Below are 19,207 nucleotides of genomic sequence, written 5' to 3'. Positions count from 1 at the left end.
CAAAAATCCTCGCTGATCACACCGCGGCCTTGATCGGCCCAATCGGCTCGTTCGCCGTTCCGGAAACCCCGGTTTTAAGCCTCGCTCATTTGGCCGACACGTCGATATCGCCGAGATACTTCTTCGCGAACGCCGCAATCGTGCCATCCGCTTTGAGCTTCGCGATTGCTGTGTTCAGGCGCTGCTTCAACGCATCGTCGCCCTTGCGAATCCCGAACGCGATACCGCTGCCCAGGATCTTGTCATCGCTGACCGGGCCGCCGACAAAGCTGTAACCCGCGCCGTCCGGCTTCGACAAGAAGCCGCTTTGTCCGGCTGCCGAGAGCACCAGCGTGCCGTCAAGACGCCCGGCCTTCAGGTCGGTGTAAGCCTGGTTCTGGTCCTGGTACGGTACGACGTTCACGCCTGCGTTGGCCCAGTGCGCCTTGGCGAAACTTTCCTGGATCGAACCCTGCAACACGCCGATGTTCTTGCCCTTCAGCGATGCCGCCGTCGGCTCGAGCCCACTGCCAGTTTTCGCGATCAGTTGGGTCGGCACGCGATACACCACGGTCGTGAAATCGATGGCCTGACGGCGCTGATCGGTTGCGTTCATCGCGGAATTGATCGCGTCGAATTTGCGGCCCTGCAGCGCGGGAATCAGGCCGTCGAACGAGGTCTCCACCCACGCGCATTTCATCTTCGCTGTGGCGCAGATGGCGTTGCCGACATCGATATCCAGGCCTTGCAATTCACCCGATGCCGCCTTCGATTCGAACGGTGGATACTGCGCTTCCACCCCGTAGCGCAAGGTATCGGATTCGGCGGCGTACGCGGCGGTGGTGCAGACCGAGGCGGCCAGCAGCAGTGCGGCCGACAAAACGTGAGCGGTTTTTTTCATGGCGTGTGTCTCTATAAGTTGGAATGGCTTCTAACCAGCGTCAAACCGCGCACAAGCGGCGGGCGCCTTCTCGCAGGGTGTCGTCGTCCTTGGCGAAGCTGAGGCGGATGATGCGGTTGTCCGTGCCGTCGGTGTAGAACGCCGACAACGGAATGGTCGCGACCTGGGTTTCGCGGATCAGGCGCAGCACGAAGTCGCTGTCGGATTCATCGGAGAACGCGCCGAAGCGCGCCAGTATGAAAAAGCTGCCCGCGCTCGGCAAGAGTTCGAAGCGTGAACCGCTAAGTGCTTCAGCGAGGAGATCGCGTTTCTTCTGATAGAACTCGCCGAGCCCGAGATAGCTCGATGCGTCGCCGAGCGCTTCAGCGAACGCGATCTGCATGGGGGTATCGGCGGAGAAGGTCATGAACTGATGGACCTTGCGGATCTCGTTGGTCAGCTCGGCGGGGGCGAGCGTGAAGCCGACGCGCCACCCTGTCACGTGATACGACTTGCCGAACGACGACACGATCACGCTGCGCTCAGCCAGCGCCGGATAACGCGCCATGCTGTGATGCAAGGCGCCGTCGAAGACGACGTGCTCATACACCTCGTCCGACAACACGATGATCTTCGAATCGTGCGTCAGCGCCGTGAGGCGGTTGATGTCTTCAGCCGTGAATGCGCTGCCGGATGGGTTGTGCGGCGAATTGACGATGATCATCCGCGTGCGCGGCGTGATGGCCGCGGCGACCTCGTCCCAGTCGATATGAAAGTCCACCGGCGAGAGCTTGATCGCGATGGGCGTGGCGCCCTGCAATTGCACGATGGGGCCGTAGCTATCGAATGAAGGTTCGAAGTAGATCACTTCGTCACCGGGATGGACGAGCGCGCTGATCGACGCGTACAGCCCTTCGCTCGCGCTTGCGACCACGGTGATTTCACTGTCCGGATCGTAGGTGGCGCCGTAGAGCTGCTCCGTTTTCTGTGCGAGGGCTTCGCGCAGCGCGAGCACGCCGGACATGGGGGCGTACTGGTTATGCCCGGCACGCATGGCTTGGGCAGCGCTTTCCACGAGTTTCGGATCGCACGCGAAATTGGGCGCGCCTTGCGAGAGATTCAGCGCTTGGTGTTCCTCGGCGAGCTGGCCGATCACGGTAAATATGGTCGTGCCAACATTAGGTAGCTTCGACGCGGGGGTCCAGGCACTTTTCACGACGATGGTCTCCGGAAGACTGAATTCGAATATCGATTGTCATTCGACCGCAGCAATAAAGCGCGGACAATCGAAAGTTTGTCATACTCGCCATGAATCCAGGTCATGGCTTACGAGATCCGACAATGAAACCGCTACCGTCTTTGGATGTGCTCAAAACCTTCGCGGTCGTGGCACAGCGACTGAACTTTACCCGCGCCGCCGATGTTCTCAACATCACGCAGGGTGCCGTCAGCCGGCAGATTTCCGGTCTGGAGGAGCATCTTGGTTATGCGCTGTTCGTGCGCCAGCCGCGCGGTCTTGCGCTTACGCCGAATGGCGCCATGCTGCTTGCGCCTTTGCAGCAGGCGCTGGCACAGATTACCGAGGCGCTGGAGCGTAGTGGGGCACAGTCCGGTACGTTGCGGGTGAAATGCCCTACGTGCGCGATGCGCTGGATCTTGCCGCGCGTGATCCGGTTGCAGAATGAGCGGCCGGAACTGGTGATCGAGGTGACGGCGGCGGTGTCGCATGGGGTGGAGTTCAACGCCGAGCAGTTCGATGCCGCCATTGTGTTCGGGCAGCCGACGCTGAAGGGCGTGAGTTCGCATCATCTGTTCGACGAGGTGCTGACGCCAGTGTGTGCTCCGGGTTTGTGGAAGGAGCGGCGGGCTGGCGCGGCTACACCGGACGATCTTGCCGATCAGACGTTGTTGCATCCCACGCGTGACCGGCGGGACTGGCTGAGGTGGCTGGAGGCGTATGGGTATCGCGGATTGCCATCGGCGAAAGCGCAGCACTTCGATACGCTCGATCTCGCTATTTCGTCTGCGATGCAGGGGTTGGGCGTGACGATCGGGGATTTGTCGCTGATCGAGGAGGATTTGCAGGCGCAGCGGATCATTACGCCGTTTTCGCTGTGTGTGCCTAGCGGGGCTTCGTATTATCTGATCTATCCGGAGCGGCCGGCGCCGTCGCCGGTTTTGCAGGAATTTGCTGAGTGGCTTGAAGGGGAGGCTGCGCAGACGCGGGCGAATCTTTCTACGTATCTGGGGGCAGGTTGAAAGCCTACCGTCATACCCCCGCGTTCTGAAGCGCTACTGCAAGATCGGAGCGCTGCTACTCTCGCCATCCTGCTCATCGATCAAGTCATCGATCAAGTCATCGATCAAGTTCGGCCACAGGAGCCTTGAACTCCGGTTCGCGCCACTCATCGGTATGACCGTTATCCAGCGCGCCCGCTACCCCAGACTTGATCGCCGCCACCCTGCGTGTGAGACGTGGGTGAGAGCGACCTATTTCGGTAAGAAATCCGAAGATCGGCGGCACCATGTTTTCCTGGGCCACGAAGGCGTCACAATCCATAGCGTCGTTCAGGCGGCGGCAGCCGCAGCCGAGCATCTGCAGGGCGCCGCGAGACGCGTTGAAGTCCTTCGAGAGATATGCGCCGATGTTGTCGCAGGTGTATTCGCGTGAGCGGGAATAGGCCTTTCCCAGGAACGGTACAAAATGCGCTGGCAACTTCACTGCATTTATCCATGGGTTCAGATGCCCGGCGGCATGGTGTCCAAGTTCGTGGCCGATAACAAAGCGTACCTGTGCGTCGCTGCTTGCTTCAACGAGAGCAGAAGTCAGGAACACGTAGCGTCCGCCTAGCAGGCGCCGAGCGAACGCATTGAAATTGCCATGCGAGTTGTACAGAAATGTCTGCGGCGTCTCGGACAATCCTATTTCCCGCGCACCCTCGACCACCATTGCGTGCAATTCTGGAAATTGCCTGGGTCCAAGAAGGATCATGTTACCGAAGGCCGACGCGCGATAGACGGCTGCTGCGATCCAGTAGAAAACCATAAACGCCACGCCGTATCCGACATAGAGGCGGACGATGGAGCCTGTCTTGGGATCATTCCAGTGCGCTTTTACAGCCAAAGCAACGGCGATCCAGATGCATATGCCAATACCGACCATAGCCGGTTGATACAATTTCTCGCGCGTAGTCCTGAGTGCACCGATAGCTTTTGTCATTCAATTTCCCCGGAGATTGCTGTTTTTTTACTTAAAATGGTGCGTGCAAACCTGTGTTTCGAGATCTACGCAAAAGCCGCTAAAGGCGGCGTATGGGTCTCATTCATCTTGTTTTAGATTATTTCAGACGGCTTCGCATATTAACAGCGACTCTACATCGAATAACTTTTTGCAACTGGGCGTAGAGGTTGACACAAATCGCCAGAGTGCCGGGTTTTACGTAGACTCCTCGGCAAAACCGGGCACCAACGAAATCCACTCTTCAAACCACATTCTTCTCCACAATCGGCTCATTCGCCAACACGCGATCAAAGCTCAACGCGGACAAATCCAGCGTCGTATACCTGCCGTGCAAAATCAGCTCACTCACGCCGCGCCCGGTCGCGGGACCTTGCTGCAATCCGTGCCCACTAAACCCATTAGCAAAAACACAATTCGACACCGCCGGATGGCGCCCAATAATCGCGTTCTGATCCAGCACGTTGTATTCGTAATACCCCGACCACGAAGTCTGCACCCGCAATGCTTCAAACTCCGGTACCCGAGCAGCGAGCGCAGGCCAAATGACATCGTCAAAAAGCTCGTGATCCACCTCCGATAATGGCAGATCATCAAAATCACGATCCGCCCCCGGCGATACCCCGCAAATATAAGTCTCACCCTCCGGCCGCCAATACACGCCGCCAGGATCAATGACCAACGGACAGCGCGCCAGCCGCGCCGGCGATTTGAAATTGAAAATGCTCCGGCGTCGCGCATAAACCGGCAAATCGATACCCAGCATCTCCGCAATCTTGCGCGACCACGCGCCGGCCGCATTGACCATCATGTCGCAATCGAAGCGCTGGCCATCGTGCGTGAGCACCGCCTGGACACGATCGCCGTCCCGCACGATCCCGGTCACATCAGCCGCCACATAACGCGCACCCAACGATTGCGCTTTCTTGCGAAACGCCTGCACGAGACCATAACCGTCGAACCAGCCTTCTCCGCTCGCGCCGTACGCGCCGGCCGCGAGGTCATCGGTATGAAGCCACGGGAAGGTGGCTTTCAGCGAGGGTTTATCTAGGAAACGAATGTCCGCGCCAAGGCTCGTCTGCAGCGCGTGATTCTCGCGCAGCGTTTGGAGACCGGGGGGTGTGGCGAGAAACAGATAACCGCCTTCATGCAAATCGATGGAAGGCGCAACCCCATCCACTGCCAGCCGCTCGCCGATGGACCGCAAGAACTCGATCCCATACAGCGACATCTGCACGGACAGCGGCGTGGAAAATTGCTGCCGGATCGACGCCGCCGATAACGCCGACGAAGCCCGCGCGTAACTCGGGTCGCGCTCGATCACCGTCACGCCGACTCCCTGATCCGCCGCCCGCAAGAAATACGCGATCGCACTGCCGATCACGCCGCCCCCCACTACCACTACGTGCTGCGACTTCAACGTGTTGTCTCCTGAATGCGCGCAGCGCAAACGTGCGCCGCGCGCCGGTCAAAAATTACGTTCCGCTTTTGGTCACGACCGGCACCCATGCGCCGCTCTTGACCTGATACATCGTCGACGAAGCATTCTTCAACGCGCCGGTACTGTCGAAGGCAATCGTACCCGTAATGCCCGGGAACGAAATAGTCTTCAGCACCGGACGATACACCTTCGGGTCGACGGAATTAGCCTTCTGCATGGCGTTGATCGCTGCCCACGCAGCGTCATAACCGAACGGCGCATACGAGAGAATCGCCACGCCGAAACGCTTCTGGAATTTCTCGGAGAACGCCTTGCCTTGCGGCAGTTTCTCGAGCGGACTGCCGTATTCCCACGCCATCGCACCTTCGGCTGCATCGCCGGCAAGCTTCAGGAAGTCCGCGTCCATCACGCCGCCGCCGCCCACGAACTGCGCATTGATGCCAAGCTGCTTCATCCTTTTCCCCACCGCAGCCGCTTGCCGGTCGAGGCCGCCGAAGAAGATCAGATCGGTGCCCACACCCTTCAGCGCCGTGAGTTGCGCGCTGAAATCGACGGTCTGGTTGTCACTGTATTGACGCGCGACAATCGAACCGCCCGCCGCTTTCACGGCTTTCTCGAACTCGTCGGCTTCGCCCTGGCCGAAGGCTGTGCGGTCGTCGATGATCGAGATCTTCTTCGCCTTCGTCACGGTCACCGCGTAGGTCCCTGCGGTGCCGGCGTTCTGGGCGTCGCTGGAAATGACGGTGAAGACGTTGTCGAAACCTCGCTGCGTGATGGTCGGGTTGGTCGCGGCAGGATCGATGATCGGAATGCCGGCGGTCTGATAGACCTGCGACGCCGGAATCGTCGTGCCCGAATTGAAGTGGCCGACCACAACGGCCACGCCCGCATCGACAAGTTTTTGCGCCGCCTGCACACCGATCCGCGGGTCGGCCTGGTCGTCTTCAGCCTGGATCACGAAGTTGGCGGTCTTGCCGCCGATCTGGATCTTCTTCGCATTCGCTTCATCCAGCGCGAGTTGCACGCCGTTCTGCAAATCCTTCCCATAACCAGCGTTCGCGCCCGTGAGCGGCGCGGCGAAGCCGACCTTGATATCAAGCGTGTCGGCCGCGGCGGACAGCGGCAACGCGCTCAAGGCGGTTGCAGCGCACGCGAGAATCCAGGCAAGCGGTTTGAGGCTTGTTCGAAGATGCATTTTTTATTCTCCTTCGGGTTGGACAGGTCCGGCGAGCAGCGCGGTTGGGTTTTGCTTTCGCGTTTTGGTTTTAGCTACACGTTTTTCAACTCCGTTTCCCGATGCACGACTGCACCACGGCGAGCACGCTGCGAGCAAGACGGGATTTGCCCGTGCGCGCCGTCATTATCGTGTGGACGAAAAAACGGGTTGAGGCCGTTGTACGAACTCGCTGGTGACCAGCGGGCAGATGCAATTTAGAAAGCCAAATTAGCGGCGTCTTGGCAGTTCGTCGCATCGGCGATGCGGATTTCGGCATAGCGGGTTTAAGCCAATTGTCGAAGCTCGCTTAGCTGGCACTGCCGTCTCTATTGACATGCTCCGCAATTACCCGGATGTGCACGCTTATGCCCCGCGTTTGATCCTGAAGATTGCGGCACAGACTTGACGGGGTTAATCAATGCTTACAGACCATTGCTTTGCAATCGGAATATATCCAAAACATTACAAAATAATTTCAAATTTAATAGAACAAAAGCTGTAAGAAATTGATTTTGTAAGGGTCGCTTCATCTGCCTGTAATTATAATGAGAATCGTTCTCATTTATATTGACGTTCAAAGATGGCGTGGGTACGATTCGCTTCGCCGGTGCTTCTGGATGGTGGCCCGGAGGACGTTTCGGGGTGGATGCGCGGTGACCACGCGTATCGTCGTAACGTCTTTAGAACAATCAACGCGACGTGTCAGCAGCCGTCGCAACAAGACAGAGGATTTTGATGCAACCCGTCCAGCTCGCCCTGCGCGAACCGCGCGGTGAATCGCGATACGATTCACGCCCTGGCGCGACCCTGCGCGCTGCCATCAAGCGCCGTGCTGCGCCTTTTCGCCGGGCGGTGCTCGGTACCAGCCTGGCGTGGTTTGCGCTGGTGTCATCGGCGGCATTCGCTGCGGGTGCGGCCAACCCAGACGCAACGCCATCGGACACCCCCGAAGCCGACTTGAATATCCAGGCGCAACCGGCGGGTCAATGGACCGGCGTATGGACCCGCTCGACCCTGCTCGGCGACATGGGCGGCGTGCGCTCGTGGCTCGGCAAATACGGCGTGACGCTGCAGGCGACCGAAGTATCTGAATATCTCGACAACGTGCGCGGCGGTCTGAAAACCGGCGGCACCTACGACGGGTTGACCACGGTTACCCTCGGCCTCGATACCCAAAAGGCCTTCGGTTGGGAAGGCGGTACGTTCAACGTGAGCGCGCTGCAAATTCATGGCCGTAACCTGAGCCAGTACAACCTCGGGACGCTGAATACCGCGAGCGGGATTGAAGCGCAGGACACCACGCGCCTTTGGGAACTCTGGTATCAGCAGTCTTTCCTGAACAAGCGCGTGGACGTGAAGGTCGGGCAACAAAGTATCGACCAGGAGTTCATGGTCAGCTCCTACGCGGCCACCTTCGTCAATACCATGTTCGGCTGGCCCGGCTTGCCGTCGTACGACATGCCGTCGGGCGGTCCGGCGTATCCGCTGTCCGCACTCGGCGTGCGCGTGCGCGGGCAGATCACGCCGTCATTGACGGCGCTCGCCGGCGTGTTCGACGGCAATCCGCTCGGCAACAATCCCAACAATATCAGCGGCACGAACTTCAACCTGCATAACGGCGCGCTGTATATCGGCGAGTTGCAGTACGCCATCAACCAGCCGTCCGACGGTCAGATGGTCGGCGTGCCGCAAAGCGGTTTGCCGGGCACGTACAAGATCGGTGTCTGGTACAACAACGAACGTTTCGATGACCTGAGCACCGACAATACTGGCCTGTCACTTGCCAATCCGCTGAGCACCGGCACGGCGCAATCGCACCACGGCAACTACAGCTTCTACGCGGTCGCCGACCAGATGATCTGGCGACCCGACCCCGATGAACCGCGCAGCATCGGCGTGTTCGCACGCGTGATGGGTGCGCCTGGCGACCGCAATCTGGTGAGCGTGAGCGCCAACGCGGGCATCGTGATGAAAGCGCCGTTCGCCGGCCGCGACAACGACAGCGTCGGCATTGGCCTCGCGTACATCAAGGTCGGTAGCCATGCGCACGACCTCGATGTCGCAAACGCAGCGCTGAGCGGCGGCCCGTATGGCATACGCACCAGCGAAACCGCGGTTGAAGCGACCTATCAGTACCAGGTCACCCCGTGGTGGGTCATGCAGGGCGACCTGCAATACACCTTCAACGCGGGCGCCGGCCAGAATCCGAGCGACGCCACCCAACCGTTGCGCAATACCTTCGTGGTCGGCGTGCGCACCACTATCACCTTTTGATCGACGGGACTCGTGACCATGAACCTGAACGCACGCACCCGGGGCATTTGCATGAAACACCTTATTCGCACCATTGCGTCAGCCGCTGTGTTCGCAAGCGGCCTTGCAGGCAGCATCGCGCACGCAGCGCCGATCGGCTTTCTCGAGACGCTGCATAAAAACACCACGCTCATCAACACGGTGCCGTCCAACGGTGACCAGAACCCGTATGCGCTCGTGGTCGCGCCGGTGTCGGCGGGAACGGTCAAGCAGGGCGACGTGCTGGTCGGCAACTTCAACAACGCCGCGAATTTGCAGGGCACGGGCAGCACGATCGTCAACTATCACCCCGACACCAAAGAGATGTCGGTGTTCGCCACCGTGCCGCGCGATCTGAAGGAATGTCCGGGCGGCATCGGCCTCTCCACCGCGATGACCATGCTCAAGTCGGGCTGGGTGATCGTCGGCAGCACGCCGAGTAATGACGGCACGACCAACACCAAGGGCGCGGGCTGCCTGATCGTGCTCGACAGCCAGGGCAAGGTTGCATCGACCATCGTGAGTCCTAACATCAATGACCCGTGGGGCAACATGGCCGTGGTGGATAACGGCGATCACGCCACGCTGTTCGTGAGCAACGCGGGCTTTGGTGTGGGCGGTGCGGACGGCAATCCGCCGGTGTTCAAGCAGGCCACGATCCTGCGCCTCGACCTCGATATCCCGCAAGGCAAGCCGCCGGTGGTGAAGCAGGAAACCGTGATCGCCAGCGGCTTCGGCGCGCAGGCCGACAAGGGCGTGTTCCTGGTTGGTCCGACCGGCCTGGCGTTGTCGCCGGATCAGAAGCTGTTGTATGCGTCCGATGCCATTGGTAACCGCGTGACGGAAATCGACGACCCCATGACGCGCGATACCAGCGCGGGCGTTGGCCGCCAGTTGACCGCCGATGGTTTCCTGCATCGTCCGCTCGCGATGGTGACGGCGCCCAATGGTCACCTGCTGGTGACGAACGCGTTGAACGGCCAGGTCGTGGAGATCGATCCGGCGACGGGCAAGCAACTCTACGCACGCTGGATCGATACCGACAAGGCGCAATCGCCGCCGGGCAATGGCGACCTGTTCGGCATTGCGATGACACCGGAAGGCGACGGTTTCTATTACGTGCAAGACGATGTAAACACGCTGGTTCTGGCGAAATAAAGTAAAGCAAGGCGACACAATGGCAATCGATCAAGATCCACCGCGCCGGCGTTTTCTCAAAGCAGGCGTTGCTGCGGGCGCGGCATTAGGCGCGGGTTCTGTCGCGCACGCCGCAACCAATACCCCACTCAAGCAATTGAAGCAACCCGTCGACCCGATGCTCATGGTCGAACCGTTTTTCGGCGAGCATCAGGCGGGCATCGTGACGCCCCAGCAGAGCCACACGTATGTGGCGGCGCTCGATCTCACGACGGATAAACGCGACGACGTGATCGGTCTTCTGAAAACATGGACGGACGCGGCCGCGCGCATGTCGCGTGGAGACACGGCCAAGCCTCTGCCTGCCGACGACAAAGCCGCACCCGATTCCGGCGATATTCTCGGCCTGGGTGCGGCGGGCCTGACGATCACGTTCGGTTTCGGTCCGGGGCTGTTCACGCACGAAGGCCGCGACCGCTACGGGTTGGAGAAGCGCCGGCCGGCCGCGCTGGTCGACCTACCGCGCTTCAATGGCGACCAGTTGCTGCCGCAGAAAACCGGTGGCGACATCCTGATCCAGGCCTGTGCCAACGACGCACAAGTCGCGTTCCACGCGGTTCGCCAACTCGCGCGCATGGGCTACGGCATCGTGGCAATGCGCTGGGGTCAGGCGGGTTTCCTCTCCGGTCCGCGTGGCCAGACGCCGCGTAACCTGATGGGTTTCAAGGACGGCACGAACAATCCTTCGACGGCGCAACCCGCGTTGATGAACCAGTTCGTCTGGGCCAACGCGCCCGATGCGCCGTGGATGAATGGCGGCACGTACACTGTCGTGCGCCGTATCCGCATCACGCTGGAACACTGGGACACCATGGAGCGCGGTTTCCAGGAACAGGTGATGGGCCGCGAGAAATACAGCGGTGCGCCGATCGGCAAGAAGAACGAATTCGATGCACTCGATCTCGACGCCGCCGATAAAGATGGCAATCAGGTGATCCCTGAAAACTCGCATGTGCGTTTGTCGAACCAGGCGACGAACAATGGTGCGCAGATCCTGCGCCGTTCTTATTCGTACAACGACGGCACCGATTTTTATATCGAACGCTGGCCGCCGTGGCGCCAGGAAACCGAGTACGACGCGGGGCTGATTTTCGTCGCGCATCAAAGCGATCCGCGCACCGGTTTTATTCCGATCAACGACCGGCTCGCGAAGTTCGACATGATGAATCAGTTCACCACGCATGTGGGCAGCGCGGTGTTCGCGTGCCCGCCGGGCGTGCGGCCGGGTTCGTTTATTGGCGCGGGGCTGTTCGAAGCCTGATCGGAAGAAGGCTTAAGTAAGCTCAAGCACGCTGAAGCAATAGAGCACACGCCGGCGATAAGCCGGCGCATCACAACAAAAGGAATGACTGCAATGAAGACGACACGCTCCCTGCCCGTGCTGCGCACGCTCTGCGGCATCGCGGTGCTGACTGCCGCCGCGGCGTTACCGCTGAACTCGGAAGCGGCGACGCTGACCTTGTACAACGCGCAACACGAACAGGTCGTGGCCGCGTTGGCGAAGGACTTCGAGAAGCAATCCGGCATCTCGATGAAGATCCGCAACGGCGAAGGTCCTGCCATGGCCGCGCAACTGGTCGCGGAAGGATCGGCTTCTCCCGCCGATATTTACTTCACCGAGAACTCGCCCGAACTGATGTTGCTGGACGAAAAGGGCCTGCTTGCGAAAACCGATGCGTCCACGCTCTCCACTATTCCTTCCCGCTACAACTCCCCGCAGGGCGACTGGGTCGGCGTGCTCGCGCGTGAAAACGTGCTGGTCTATAACACGAAGAAGATCGACGCGGCGCAACTGCCGGCATCGTTGATGGATCTGGCCAAGCCGGAATGGAAAGGCAAGGTCGGTATTGCACCGAGCGATGGCGATTTCCTGCCGGTGGTGAGCGCCGTGATCGCGATGAAGGGCGAAGCGGATGCGCTGGCATGGCTCAAGGGCCTGAAGAAAAATGCGCAGATCTTCGACGATGACGAAGGTGTGGTGGCGGCTGTGAATCGCGGCGGCGTGGCAACGGGCGTAGTGAACAACTACTACTGGGCGCGCCTGCATACGCAACTCGGCGACAGTGCCACCCGCAGCGCGATGTATCACTTCGGTAACGGCGATGTAGGCGCGCTCGTGAACATATCGGGCGCAGCGGTTTTGAAGTCGAGCAAGAACCAGCAGGCCGCGCAGCAATTCCTCGCGTATCTTGTCAGCGAACGTGCGCAGGAGTTGATTGCGAAGGGCAAGATCGCGTACGAATATCCGTTGCATGCAGGTGTCGCACCTGACCCGATGCTCAAGCCTTTCGATCAGTTGAGCCCGCCGTCGCTTACCATCGAACAACTCGGCGACGACAGCAAAGCCGCGAAGCTGATGCGTCAGGCAGGATTACTCTAAGCGGTTGAACAAGCGTATGAACGTATGAGCGATGTAGCGAAGGCGGTTGGCGTGTCCGCGCTTCCCAAACCCCGCAGCCGCAAACGCGCGCCGCGGGGTTTGCTCGTGGCGGCGGGATTGTGCGCGCTGCTGGTGCTGATGCCGCTCGCCTTCACGGTGTATCGCGCGGTGACGTTCGGCTGGGATGACGCCATCGAGCTGATTTTCAGGCCGCTGGTGGGCGAGCTGCTCATCAATACACTGTCCATCACCGTGAGCGCGACGCTCGTGGCGGGCGTGGTGGGTACGGCGGCGGCGTGGTTTATCGAACGAACGCGCTTGCCTGGGCGGCGTCTTTGGGCCGCGCTCACCGTCGCGCCGCTCGCCATGCCCGCGTTCATCACCAGTTACGCGTGGGTGTCGCTGAGTCTGGATTTGCAGGACTTCGCGGGGGCGTTGCTGGTCATTTCCACCGCCTATTTTCCGCTCGTCTATTTGCCGGTCGCCGCTGCTTTGCGCGGCATGGACCCGGCGCTCGAAGAAAGCGCGCGTTCGCTGGGTTGCGAGCGTCTTGGCGTGTTCGTGCGCGTGGTGTTGCCGCAATTGCGGCCCGCTCTGTTCGGCGGAATGCTGCTGGTGGCGCTGGGCGTGCTGTCGGAATTCGGCGCGTTCACGCTGCTGCGTTTTCGCACCTTCACCACGCAGATCTACGCCGAATACAGGACCAGCTTCGACAGCAGCGGCGCGTCGGTATTCGCGTGCATTCTTATCGCGATGTGCCTCTTCTGCCTGGCGCTGGAAATGCGCGTGCGCGGCAGGGCGCGGTATGAACGCATCGATCGCGGCGTGAGGCGCGCGGCGCTGCGTTATGAACTCGGTGCGTGGCGTTGGGCGGTTGTCGCCGCCTTTGTCGTGTTGGCGATCGTGACGCTGGGCGTGCCTATCGGCATGATCGGTTTCTGGCTGACGCAAAGCGGTGCTGCCGCCATCACGCCGGCGGAAGTGTCGCCGGAACTGCTGCTTGAATCGACGTTCTCATCGATCGGTTATGGCTGCGCGGCGGCGGTTGTCACTACGCTTGCGTGCGTGCCCCTGGCGTTCTTGCTGGTGCGTTTTCCCAGCCGGATTGCGACGACGTTCGAACGCATCGTGTTCCTCGCGCAAGGCTTGCCGAGTCTCGTGGTCGCGCTGGCGATCGTGTCGCTGGCCGTGCATGCGCTGAGGCCGCTGTATCAAAGCGCCGCGCTGCTGGTAGTCGCCTACGCCATTCTCTTTTTGCCGCTCGCGCTGGTCAGCGTGCGCGCGGCATTCACGCAAGCGCAGCCGCGTCTGGAAGAAACTGCGCGATCGCTTGGCCTGAGCTGGCGCGAAACCGTGCGGCGTGTACTCTTGCCGCTGGCGGGTCCCGGCCTCGGGGCGGGCGCAACGATGGTCTTCATCTCGGTCGTCACCGAACTCAACTCCACGCTGCTGCTTTCGCCGAGCGGCACGCGTACGCTCGCCACTCAAGTCTGGATCGATACCTCCACGCTCGCATTTGCCGCTGCCGCGCCGTATGCCGCGTTGCTCGTGGGCATCTCGCTGGCGGCATCCATCGGGCTGTTCACGTTGCTGGGGAGATCGGCGGTAGAGGGGCGTGCGGCGGATTTAAAAGCAGGACTACAGGCCGGTTCGCCGCCTGACAAGTAAATCGATATGAGCGAACTTCGCGTTACCAGCCTGACGAAATCCTTCGATGGTCAACCCGTGCTTCATGGCGTCGATTTATCGGTGGAACGGGGCACCCTGTTAGCCCTGCTCGGGCCGTCCGGCAGTGGCAAGACCACGTTGTTGCGGGTGCTTTGCGGCTTCGAACGAGCAGACGGCGGCACGGTCGAGATCGACGGCGTGCGCGTGGCCGGGCCGGGCGTTCATGTGCCGTCGGAAGCGCGCCGGATCGGCTATGTGCCGCAGGAAGGCGCGCTGTTCCCCCACCTTTCCGTCGCCGATAACATTGTCTTCGGCTTGCCGCGGCAGCAGCGGCGGGCGCGGTATCGGGTGGACGAATTGCTCGCGCTCGTCGGTCTGCCTGCCGCGTATGGCGACCGGCCGCCGCAGGCGTTATCTGGCGGACAGCAGCAACGCGTCGCGCTGGCGCGCGCACTTGCGCCGTCGCCATCGCTTGTCATGCTCGACGAGCCGTTTTCTTCCCTCGATGCCGCGTTGCGGATCGAAACCCGCGAGGCCGTGGCAAACGCGCTAGCGGCCACCGGTGCAACCGCGGTGCTCGTCACGCACGATCAGGCCGAGGCGTTGTCGCTCGGGCACGAAGTCGCGGTGTTGTGGCGCGGCCGGTTGGTGCAGACGGATTCGCCGGAAGCGGTGTATCGGCGGCCCGTGTCGCGGGAGCTGGCGAGTTTTGTCGGCGATGCGGTGATCGTGCCCGGATCGATCCATCGCGCGAATTCGAAGCAGGTGGTGTGTGAGTTCGGCACCTTGCCGATCGCGCGTGCGATGACCGCGAACGATATCGATGTCGACGTGATGATCCGGCCGGAGCAGATCCGGATTGTTTCGGATCGTCGTGGGGAAGGCGACGGTGTAGAGGCGGTGGTGGAGAAAGTCGTGTTCTACGGCCACGATGCCAGCGTCATGCTGCGGTCCGTCACCGGCGCGCGCGGTGTGCAGATTCGCGTGGCGGGGCATTCGCATCCGCGTGTCGGCGAGCGCATCTCGCTGTCGGTCGAAGGCGATGTCGTGGCTTATCCCAAAGGGTAAATAGAGAAATAGGGCCGGTTGTCGTCGAAGCCCAAACTCTCGAGCTTGACAAAGTGCATATGCACAAATACTATGGATTTTATGACTACCCCGAATCTCTCCTATCTCGATTGCAACTGTTTCGCCATCCGTCAGGCGGCGCGTTTTGTGTCGCAGTTGTATGAACGCCATGTCAGCCAGGCGGGCGTGACGGCGGCGCAATTCACGCTGCTCGCGGCAATCCACAGGCGTCCGGGCGTGACCATGGCCGAACTCGCAGACGCGATGGTCATGGAGCGCACCACGCTGGTCCGCGCACTGAAACCGTTGCAGCGCGATGGCCTTGTCGCCGCCGAGCAGCAAGACGCCAGCACGCGTGCCGTAGCGCTGCGCCTGTCTGACGCCGGCAGGAAAACGCTCGGGGAAGCCTCGTTGCAATGGCGCGAGGCGCAAAGGGAATTCGAGGAAAAGTTCGGCCGGGAACGCGCCGGGGAACTGAGGAAGTCGCTGTTCGAATTGACATCGATGGAATAAATCAAGCGCCTGGTGCCATGCCGGGCGTTTTTTTCCGCACAAAGTGCATATGCACGAAAGAGATTATCATCGATGAAGTCGGGCGCAATGTGAAGGCGTCACTGTTGTCGGCAACGCCTGCTTGTCTCACGCCCGCTCATTAACATTGAAAGGACGAATCATGAGCCAACAACGTGAAATCGTGCTGTGCGAGCCGGTCAGAACCGCGATCGGCGCTTTCAACGGGACGCTGAAAGGCACGCCCGCGACGGACCTTGGAGCCGCCGTCATCCGTGAAACGCTGCGGCGTGCCGGCGTGGCGGGGCAGAGCGTGGATTCGGTCACATTCGGCAACGTGATCCAGGCCGGCAATCGCATGAATCCCGCGCGCCAGGCGGCCGTGAATGGCGGTTTGCCAGTCTCGGTACCCGCGCTGACCGTGAACCGCGTGTGCGGATCGGGCGCGCAGGCGATCGTCTCGGCGGCGAATGAGATAACCGCTGGCTTCACGCAACTCGCGGTGGCCGGCGGCATGGAAAACATGGACCGTGCGCCGTATCTGCTCGATAACGGCCGCTTCGGGTATCGGATGGGCAATGCGGAAATCCACGACAGCATGTTGCGCGATGGTCTCGACGACGCCTTCTCCGGTAAACATTCCGGCTGGCATACGGAAGATCTCGTGACGCAGGTGGACATCACGCGCGAGGCGCAGGATCGATTCGCCGAGCGTTCGCAGCAACGTTTCGCCGCGGCGCAAGCGAAGGGTTTGTTCAAGGCGGAGATTGTCGGCGTGGAGGTGAAGGCGGGCAAACAAACCATCGTCTTCGATACCGACGAACAGCCGCGCCCCGACACCACGCTCGCGATGCTGGCAAAGCTGCGTCCCGCATTTCGCCCGGACGGCACGATCACGGCGGGCAATGCGCCGGGTTTGAACAGCGGTGCAGCGGCGATGCTGGTAGCAGACCGCGCGTTCGCCGAGCGCAATGGGATCGAGCCTTCGGTGCGGCTGGTGGCTTACGGCATCGCGGCGGTCGAGCCGGGCATGTTCGGCCTCGGACCGGTGCCTGCCGTGCAGCAAGCGCTGGATCGCGCGGGCTGGAAATTAGGTGATCTCGAGCGCATCGAGATCAACGAAGCGTTCGCCGCGGTGCCGATTGCGGTCGCGCGCAAATTGGGCTTGCCTGACGATGTGGTGAACCCCGAAGGCGGCGCGATTGCCCACGGTCACGCTATCGGCGCAACCGGTGCGGTGCTGGTCACGCGCCTCGCCCACGCAATGAAACGCGACGGCTTGAAAAGAGCGATGGTCACGCTGTGTATCGGCGGCGGGCAGGGTATTGCGCTGGCGCTGGAAAGCCTTTGAGTCAGGCTGGTTGCACGGGCGGGTTGAACTCGCGAATCACATCGATGAACGTGCGCAAGCCCGCCGGAACATGGCGATGCCCCGGATAGTACAAACATCGCGGCATCGTCGCGAAGCGGATGATTTTGTGGTGCGATGCGTCATGCTGATTCTCGAATCGCAGGTCGTGGCTTCGAGCGTTTTTAAATCGATCAATACCTTCGAAAAAACGCGGTCCAGCGCGCTAAGCAGGAGAATAATGCGAGAAGTTGGCGGATTAGAGCGATAGTCTTTCGCATGGGTGCGAGACGCGGACAGTAAGGTGAAAGCTCGTTTGGCGGCGCTTCGGAATTGGCTTCCGATCCGGGCGTCGTCATTCCTGTTTCCAGGAGTGCACGAGCTATGAGAATAATCCCCCTATCCGCCGGCATTGCCGTCCTGTTCTTGAGCGCAAGCGCGCTGGCGCAGCCGCCGCTCGCCTTTCCGATGCGCAGCCAAAGCCCGGCGCAAACCAGCATCGACACCGCCATGTGTTACAGCTACGCCAATCAACACACCGGCGTGAATATGGCGCGTCAGTCCCAGGCGCCTGAAAAGCCGACGACCACGAAGCCTGCTGCGGTGCACCAGGTCGCGGTGGCGACGCCGTTGCCATCGGCGATGGCGCCGGGGTCTGCACCGGTTGCGGCATCGATGGTGGCAACGTCAGGAACCCCGACGCCCGGCGTGGCTGCAGACGCTCGCGCTGCCGCGCACGCGAGTTCGACTTCCGCCGATGCCCCGATGCCCGCGCTGCCTCCGCCCGAGCCACCGATGGTCCAGTACTGGCGCTCGTATAGCGAATGCATGACAGATCGCGGGTATATGGTGCGGTGAGGGGGGCCTCAGTGCTCAAGGGCACGTGAAGCGTTTCCTGGTGCCGGGGTATGGGATTCGCTGTACAAGCTGCTGAAGCCTCTTGAAGTCGCCACGACTTGCGTCTATTACCGATGCCCTGTTCGGGGCATCGTCTCTTTCCTTGCCGCCAAAGCGCGCCACCAGATCCATCGGGTTTGATGGTGTCCGCGCCCTAAGCATGTCAAGTCGATGTCAACCGCGTTACGCTATATTTCAATAAATATAGCGGCGAAAACAATACGATACGGGCGTTCATGGACACGCATCCGAATGCCGATCAGGGAATTTGACTAACCACGTGTAACCCGCCGCGGCCCCAAGACGAACTAGCTAACAGACGCGCAGAGAACGTTGGCGGTGCTAAAACCTCGCCGCATTCAAGACCCGGTTGAAATAGGCCACACAACTTCGATATTCCTCACGATTTTCACGCTCCGACGGATTAAAGCTGTGATCGAAGTGTTTGCCTATCCAGATGCACATGCAGATGCAAAATCGCGGTTCACTGCAGCGACCCGGAAGCCGCCCGTACAAAGTAAGGCATTCCTAAAAGAGCTAGTTTTGTTCAGGAGCACATCATGCACACCCGGCGCCAGTTTCTATTAGCAGGAAGCGTCCTGGCCGCAGCAACGTTTGCCACGTTCAATCAACGGCGCGTGTCAGGCGCGACCGGGCCAAGCAGCGGCAAGGCCGATGAATCGTTCGAAGTCGTTCATCCCGATGGCGAGTGGCGTCGCATGTTGACTCCCGCGCAGTACAACGTGTTGCGGCACGAAGGCACTGAACGTCCCTACAGCAGCCCTTTGAACGATGAACATCGCAGTGGCACGTTTGCGTGCGCTGGTTGCCAGCTCGACCTCTTTTCGTCGCGCACGAAGTTCGACAGCCATACCGGCTGGCCCAGCTTCTGGGCGCCGCTCGACCACGCGGTCGGCACGCACGAGGACTTGTCTTTCGGCGTATCGCGCACGGAGGTGCATTGCCGGCGATGCGGCGGCCACCTCGGTCATGTCTTCGATGACGGCCCCAAACCTACCGGACTGCGTTATTGCATGAACGGTCTGGCGATGACTTTCAAACCTGCCGCGGTCTAAATACGCGAAGCTAAAAC

Annotated in this window: 16 protein-coding genes; 11 read left to right on the top strand and 5 right to left on the bottom strand. The window is 60.8% G+C overall.

Features of this window, described 5'->3' with window-relative positions; all coding sequences use genetic code 11:
* Window positions 1-85 precede the first annotated feature (85 nt).
* Together EOS_RS13260 and EOS_RS13255 are read right to left on the bottom strand one after the other, a co-directional pair.
* Window positions 86-880: an ABC transporter substrate-binding protein gene (locus EOS_RS13260; protein ID WP_047847092.1), complete on the bottom strand. Its 795-nt coding sequence runs from the start codon at window positions 878-880 to the stop codon at window positions 86-88.
* Window positions 881-920: 40 nt separating this feature from the next.
* Entirely contained in the window at window positions 921-2,075 is a 1,155-nt protein-coding gene (locus EOS_RS13255; protein WP_047847091.1) for a methionine aminotransferase, read from the bottom strand.
* 125 nt (window positions 2,076-2,200) lie between these two features.
* Between EOS_RS13255 and EOS_RS13250 the strand changes: the two genes are divergently transcribed.
* Window positions 2,201-3,118 (top strand): LysR substrate-binding domain-containing protein, encoded by a 918-nt coding sequence (locus EOS_RS13250; RefSeq protein WP_047847090.1) that lies wholly within the window; start codon window positions 2,201-2,203, stop codon window positions 3,116-3,118.
* A 97-nt stretch (window positions 3,119-3,215) separates the two neighbouring features.
* On the opposite strand, the gene EOS_RS13245 is transcribed toward EOS_RS13250, so the two are convergent.
* The 3 genes from EOS_RS13245 to EOS_RS13235 form a co-directional block, all read right to left on the bottom strand.
* On the bottom strand, window positions 3,216-4,079 hold the full coding sequence (locus EOS_RS13245) for a M48 family metallopeptidase (protein ID WP_082163330.1): 864 nt from the start codon (window positions 4,077-4,079) through the stop codon (window positions 3,216-3,218).
* A 262-nt stretch (window positions 4,080-4,341) separates the two neighbouring features.
* The gene (locus EOS_RS13240) at window positions 4,342-5,517 is read right to left on the bottom strand and encodes an NAD(P)/FAD-dependent oxidoreductase (RefSeq protein ID WP_047847089.1); all 1,176 of its coding nucleotides are present in this window, start codon (window positions 5,515-5,517) and stop codon (window positions 4,342-4,344) included.
* A gap of 55 nt (window positions 5,518-5,572) precedes the next feature.
* Window positions 5,573-6,733: a branched-chain amino acid ABC transporter substrate-binding protein gene (locus EOS_RS13235; RefSeq protein ID WP_047847088.1), complete on the bottom strand. Its 1,161-nt coding sequence runs from the start codon at window positions 6,731-6,733 to the stop codon at window positions 5,573-5,575.
* A 756-nt stretch (window positions 6,734-7,489) separates the two neighbouring features.
* Between EOS_RS13235 and EOS_RS13230 the strand changes: the two genes are divergently transcribed.
* The 10 genes from EOS_RS13230 to msrB all read left to right on the top strand — a co-directional run bounded on the left by EOS_RS13230 (window position 7,490) and on the right by msrB (window position 19,190).
* Entirely contained in the window at window positions 7,490-9,028 is a 1,539-nt protein-coding gene (locus EOS_RS13230; RefSeq protein WP_047847087.1) for a carbohydrate porin, read from the top strand.
* A 51-nt stretch (window positions 9,029-9,079) separates the two neighbouring features.
* Complete coding sequence (locus tag EOS_RS13225) at window positions 9,080-10,204, top strand: hypothetical protein (RefSeq protein ID WP_047847086.1); 1,125 nt, start codon at window positions 9,080-9,082, stop codon at window positions 10,202-10,204.
* A 19-nt stretch (window positions 10,205-10,223) separates the two neighbouring features.
* Window positions 10,224-11,504 carry an iron uptake transporter deferrochelatase/peroxidase subunit gene (efeB, locus tag EOS_RS13220; RefSeq protein WP_047847085.1) on the top strand — a complete coding sequence of 427 codons (1,281 nt, stop codon included), beginning with the start codon at window positions 10,224-10,226 and terminating at the stop codon, window positions 11,502-11,504.
* A 93-nt stretch (window positions 11,505-11,597) separates the two neighbouring features.
* Window positions 11,598-12,623 carry an iron ABC transporter substrate-binding protein gene (locus EOS_RS13215; RefSeq protein ID WP_047847084.1) on the top strand — a complete coding sequence of 342 codons (1,026 nt, stop codon included), beginning with the start codon at window positions 11,598-11,600 and terminating at the stop codon, window positions 12,621-12,623.
* A gap of 24 nt (window positions 12,624-12,647) precedes the next feature.
* Window positions 12,648-14,291 carry an ABC transporter permease gene (locus EOS_RS13210; protein ID WP_047847083.1) on the top strand — a complete coding sequence of 548 codons (1,644 nt, stop codon included), beginning with the start codon at window positions 12,648-12,650 and terminating at the stop codon, window positions 14,289-14,291.
* Window positions 14,292-14,297: 6 nt separating this feature from the next.
* Window positions 14,298-15,359, top strand: coding sequence for an ABC transporter ATP-binding protein (locus tag EOS_RS13205; RefSeq protein ID WP_047847082.1), 1,062 nt, complete (start codon window positions 14,298-14,300; stop codon window positions 15,357-15,359).
* Between the two features lie 81 nt (window positions 15,360-15,440).
* Entirely contained in the window at window positions 15,441-15,872 is a 432-nt protein-coding gene (locus EOS_RS13200) for a MarR family winged helix-turn-helix transcriptional regulator (RefSeq protein ID WP_047847117.1), read from the top strand.
* A gap of 160 nt (window positions 15,873-16,032) precedes the next feature.
* On the top strand, window positions 16,033-17,220 hold the full coding sequence (locus tag EOS_RS13195) for a thiolase family protein (protein ID WP_047847081.1): 1,188 nt from the start codon (window positions 16,033-16,035) through the stop codon (window positions 17,218-17,220).
* Window positions 17,221-17,601: 381 nt separating this feature from the next.
* Window positions 17,602-18,075 carry a hypothetical protein gene (locus EOS_RS13190; protein ID WP_047847080.1) on the top strand — a complete coding sequence of 158 codons (474 nt, stop codon included), beginning with the start codon at window positions 17,602-17,604 and terminating at the stop codon, window positions 18,073-18,075.
* Between the two features lie 599 nt (window positions 18,076-18,674).
* Window positions 18,675-19,190, top strand: a complete 516-nt coding sequence (gene msrB, locus EOS_RS13185; protein ID WP_047847079.1) for a peptide-methionine (R)-S-oxide reductase MsrB — start codon at window positions 18,675-18,677, stop codon at window positions 19,188-19,190.
* Window positions 19,191-19,207: the final 17 nt, after the last annotated feature.

This window comes from Caballeronia mineralivorans PML1(12) (assembly GCF_001028175.1).
In the GTDB taxonomy this organism is placed as follows: Bacteria; Pseudomonadota; Gammaproteobacteria; order Burkholderiales; family Burkholderiaceae; genus Caballeronia; species Caballeronia mineralivorans.
This window is presented reverse-complemented; position numbering and strand designations above follow the sequence as displayed.

Excerpts from the sequence above, each read along its gene's own strand:
- EOS_RS13260 (WP_047847092.1), bottom strand. The coding sequence starts at position 880 with ATGAAAAAAACCGCTCACGTTTTGTCGGCCGCACTGCTGCTGGCCGCC.
- EOS_RS13250 (WP_047847090.1), top strand. The coding sequence starts at position 2,201 with ATGAAACCGCTACCGTCTTTGGATGTGCTCAAAACCTTCGCGGTCGTG.
- EOS_RS13245 (WP_082163330.1), bottom strand. The coding sequence starts at position 4,079 with ATGACAAAAGCTATCGGTGCACTCAGGACTACGCGCGAGAAATTGTAT.
- EOS_RS13235 (WP_047847088.1), bottom strand. The coding sequence starts at position 6,733 with ATGCATCTTCGAACAAGCCTCAAACCGCTTGCCTGGATTCTCGCGTGC.
- EOS_RS13230 (WP_047847087.1), top strand. The coding sequence starts at position 7,490 with ATGCAACCCGTCCAGCTCGCCCTGCGCGAACCGCGCGGTGAATCGCGA.
- EOS_RS13225 (WP_047847086.1), top strand. The coding sequence starts at position 9,080 with ATGAAACACCTTATTCGCACCATTGCGTCAGCCGCTGTGTTCGCAAGC.
- efeB (WP_047847085.1), top strand. The coding sequence starts at position 10,224 with ATGGCAATCGATCAAGATCCACCGCGCCGGCGTTTTCTCAAAGCAGGC.
- EOS_RS13215 (WP_047847084.1), top strand. The coding sequence starts at position 11,598 with ATGAAGACGACACGCTCCCTGCCCGTGCTGCGCACGCTCTGCGGCATC.
- EOS_RS13210 (WP_047847083.1), top strand. The coding sequence starts at position 12,648 with ATGAGCGATGTAGCGAAGGCGGTTGGCGTGTCCGCGCTTCCCAAACCC.
- EOS_RS13205 (WP_047847082.1), top strand. The coding sequence starts at position 14,298 with ATGAGCGAACTTCGCGTTACCAGCCTGACGAAATCCTTCGATGGTCAA.
- EOS_RS13200 (WP_047847117.1), top strand. The coding sequence starts at position 15,441 with ATGACTACCCCGAATCTCTCCTATCTCGATTGCAACTGTTTCGCCATC.
- EOS_RS13195 (WP_047847081.1), top strand. The coding sequence starts at position 16,033 with ATGAGCCAACAACGTGAAATCGTGCTGTGCGAGCCGGTCAGAACCGCG.
- EOS_RS13190 (WP_047847080.1), top strand. The coding sequence starts at position 17,602 with ATGAGAATAATCCCCCTATCCGCCGGCATTGCCGTCCTGTTCTTGAGC.
- msrB (WP_047847079.1), top strand. The coding sequence starts at position 18,675 with ATGCACACCCGGCGCCAGTTTCTATTAGCAGGAAGCGTCCTGGCCGCA.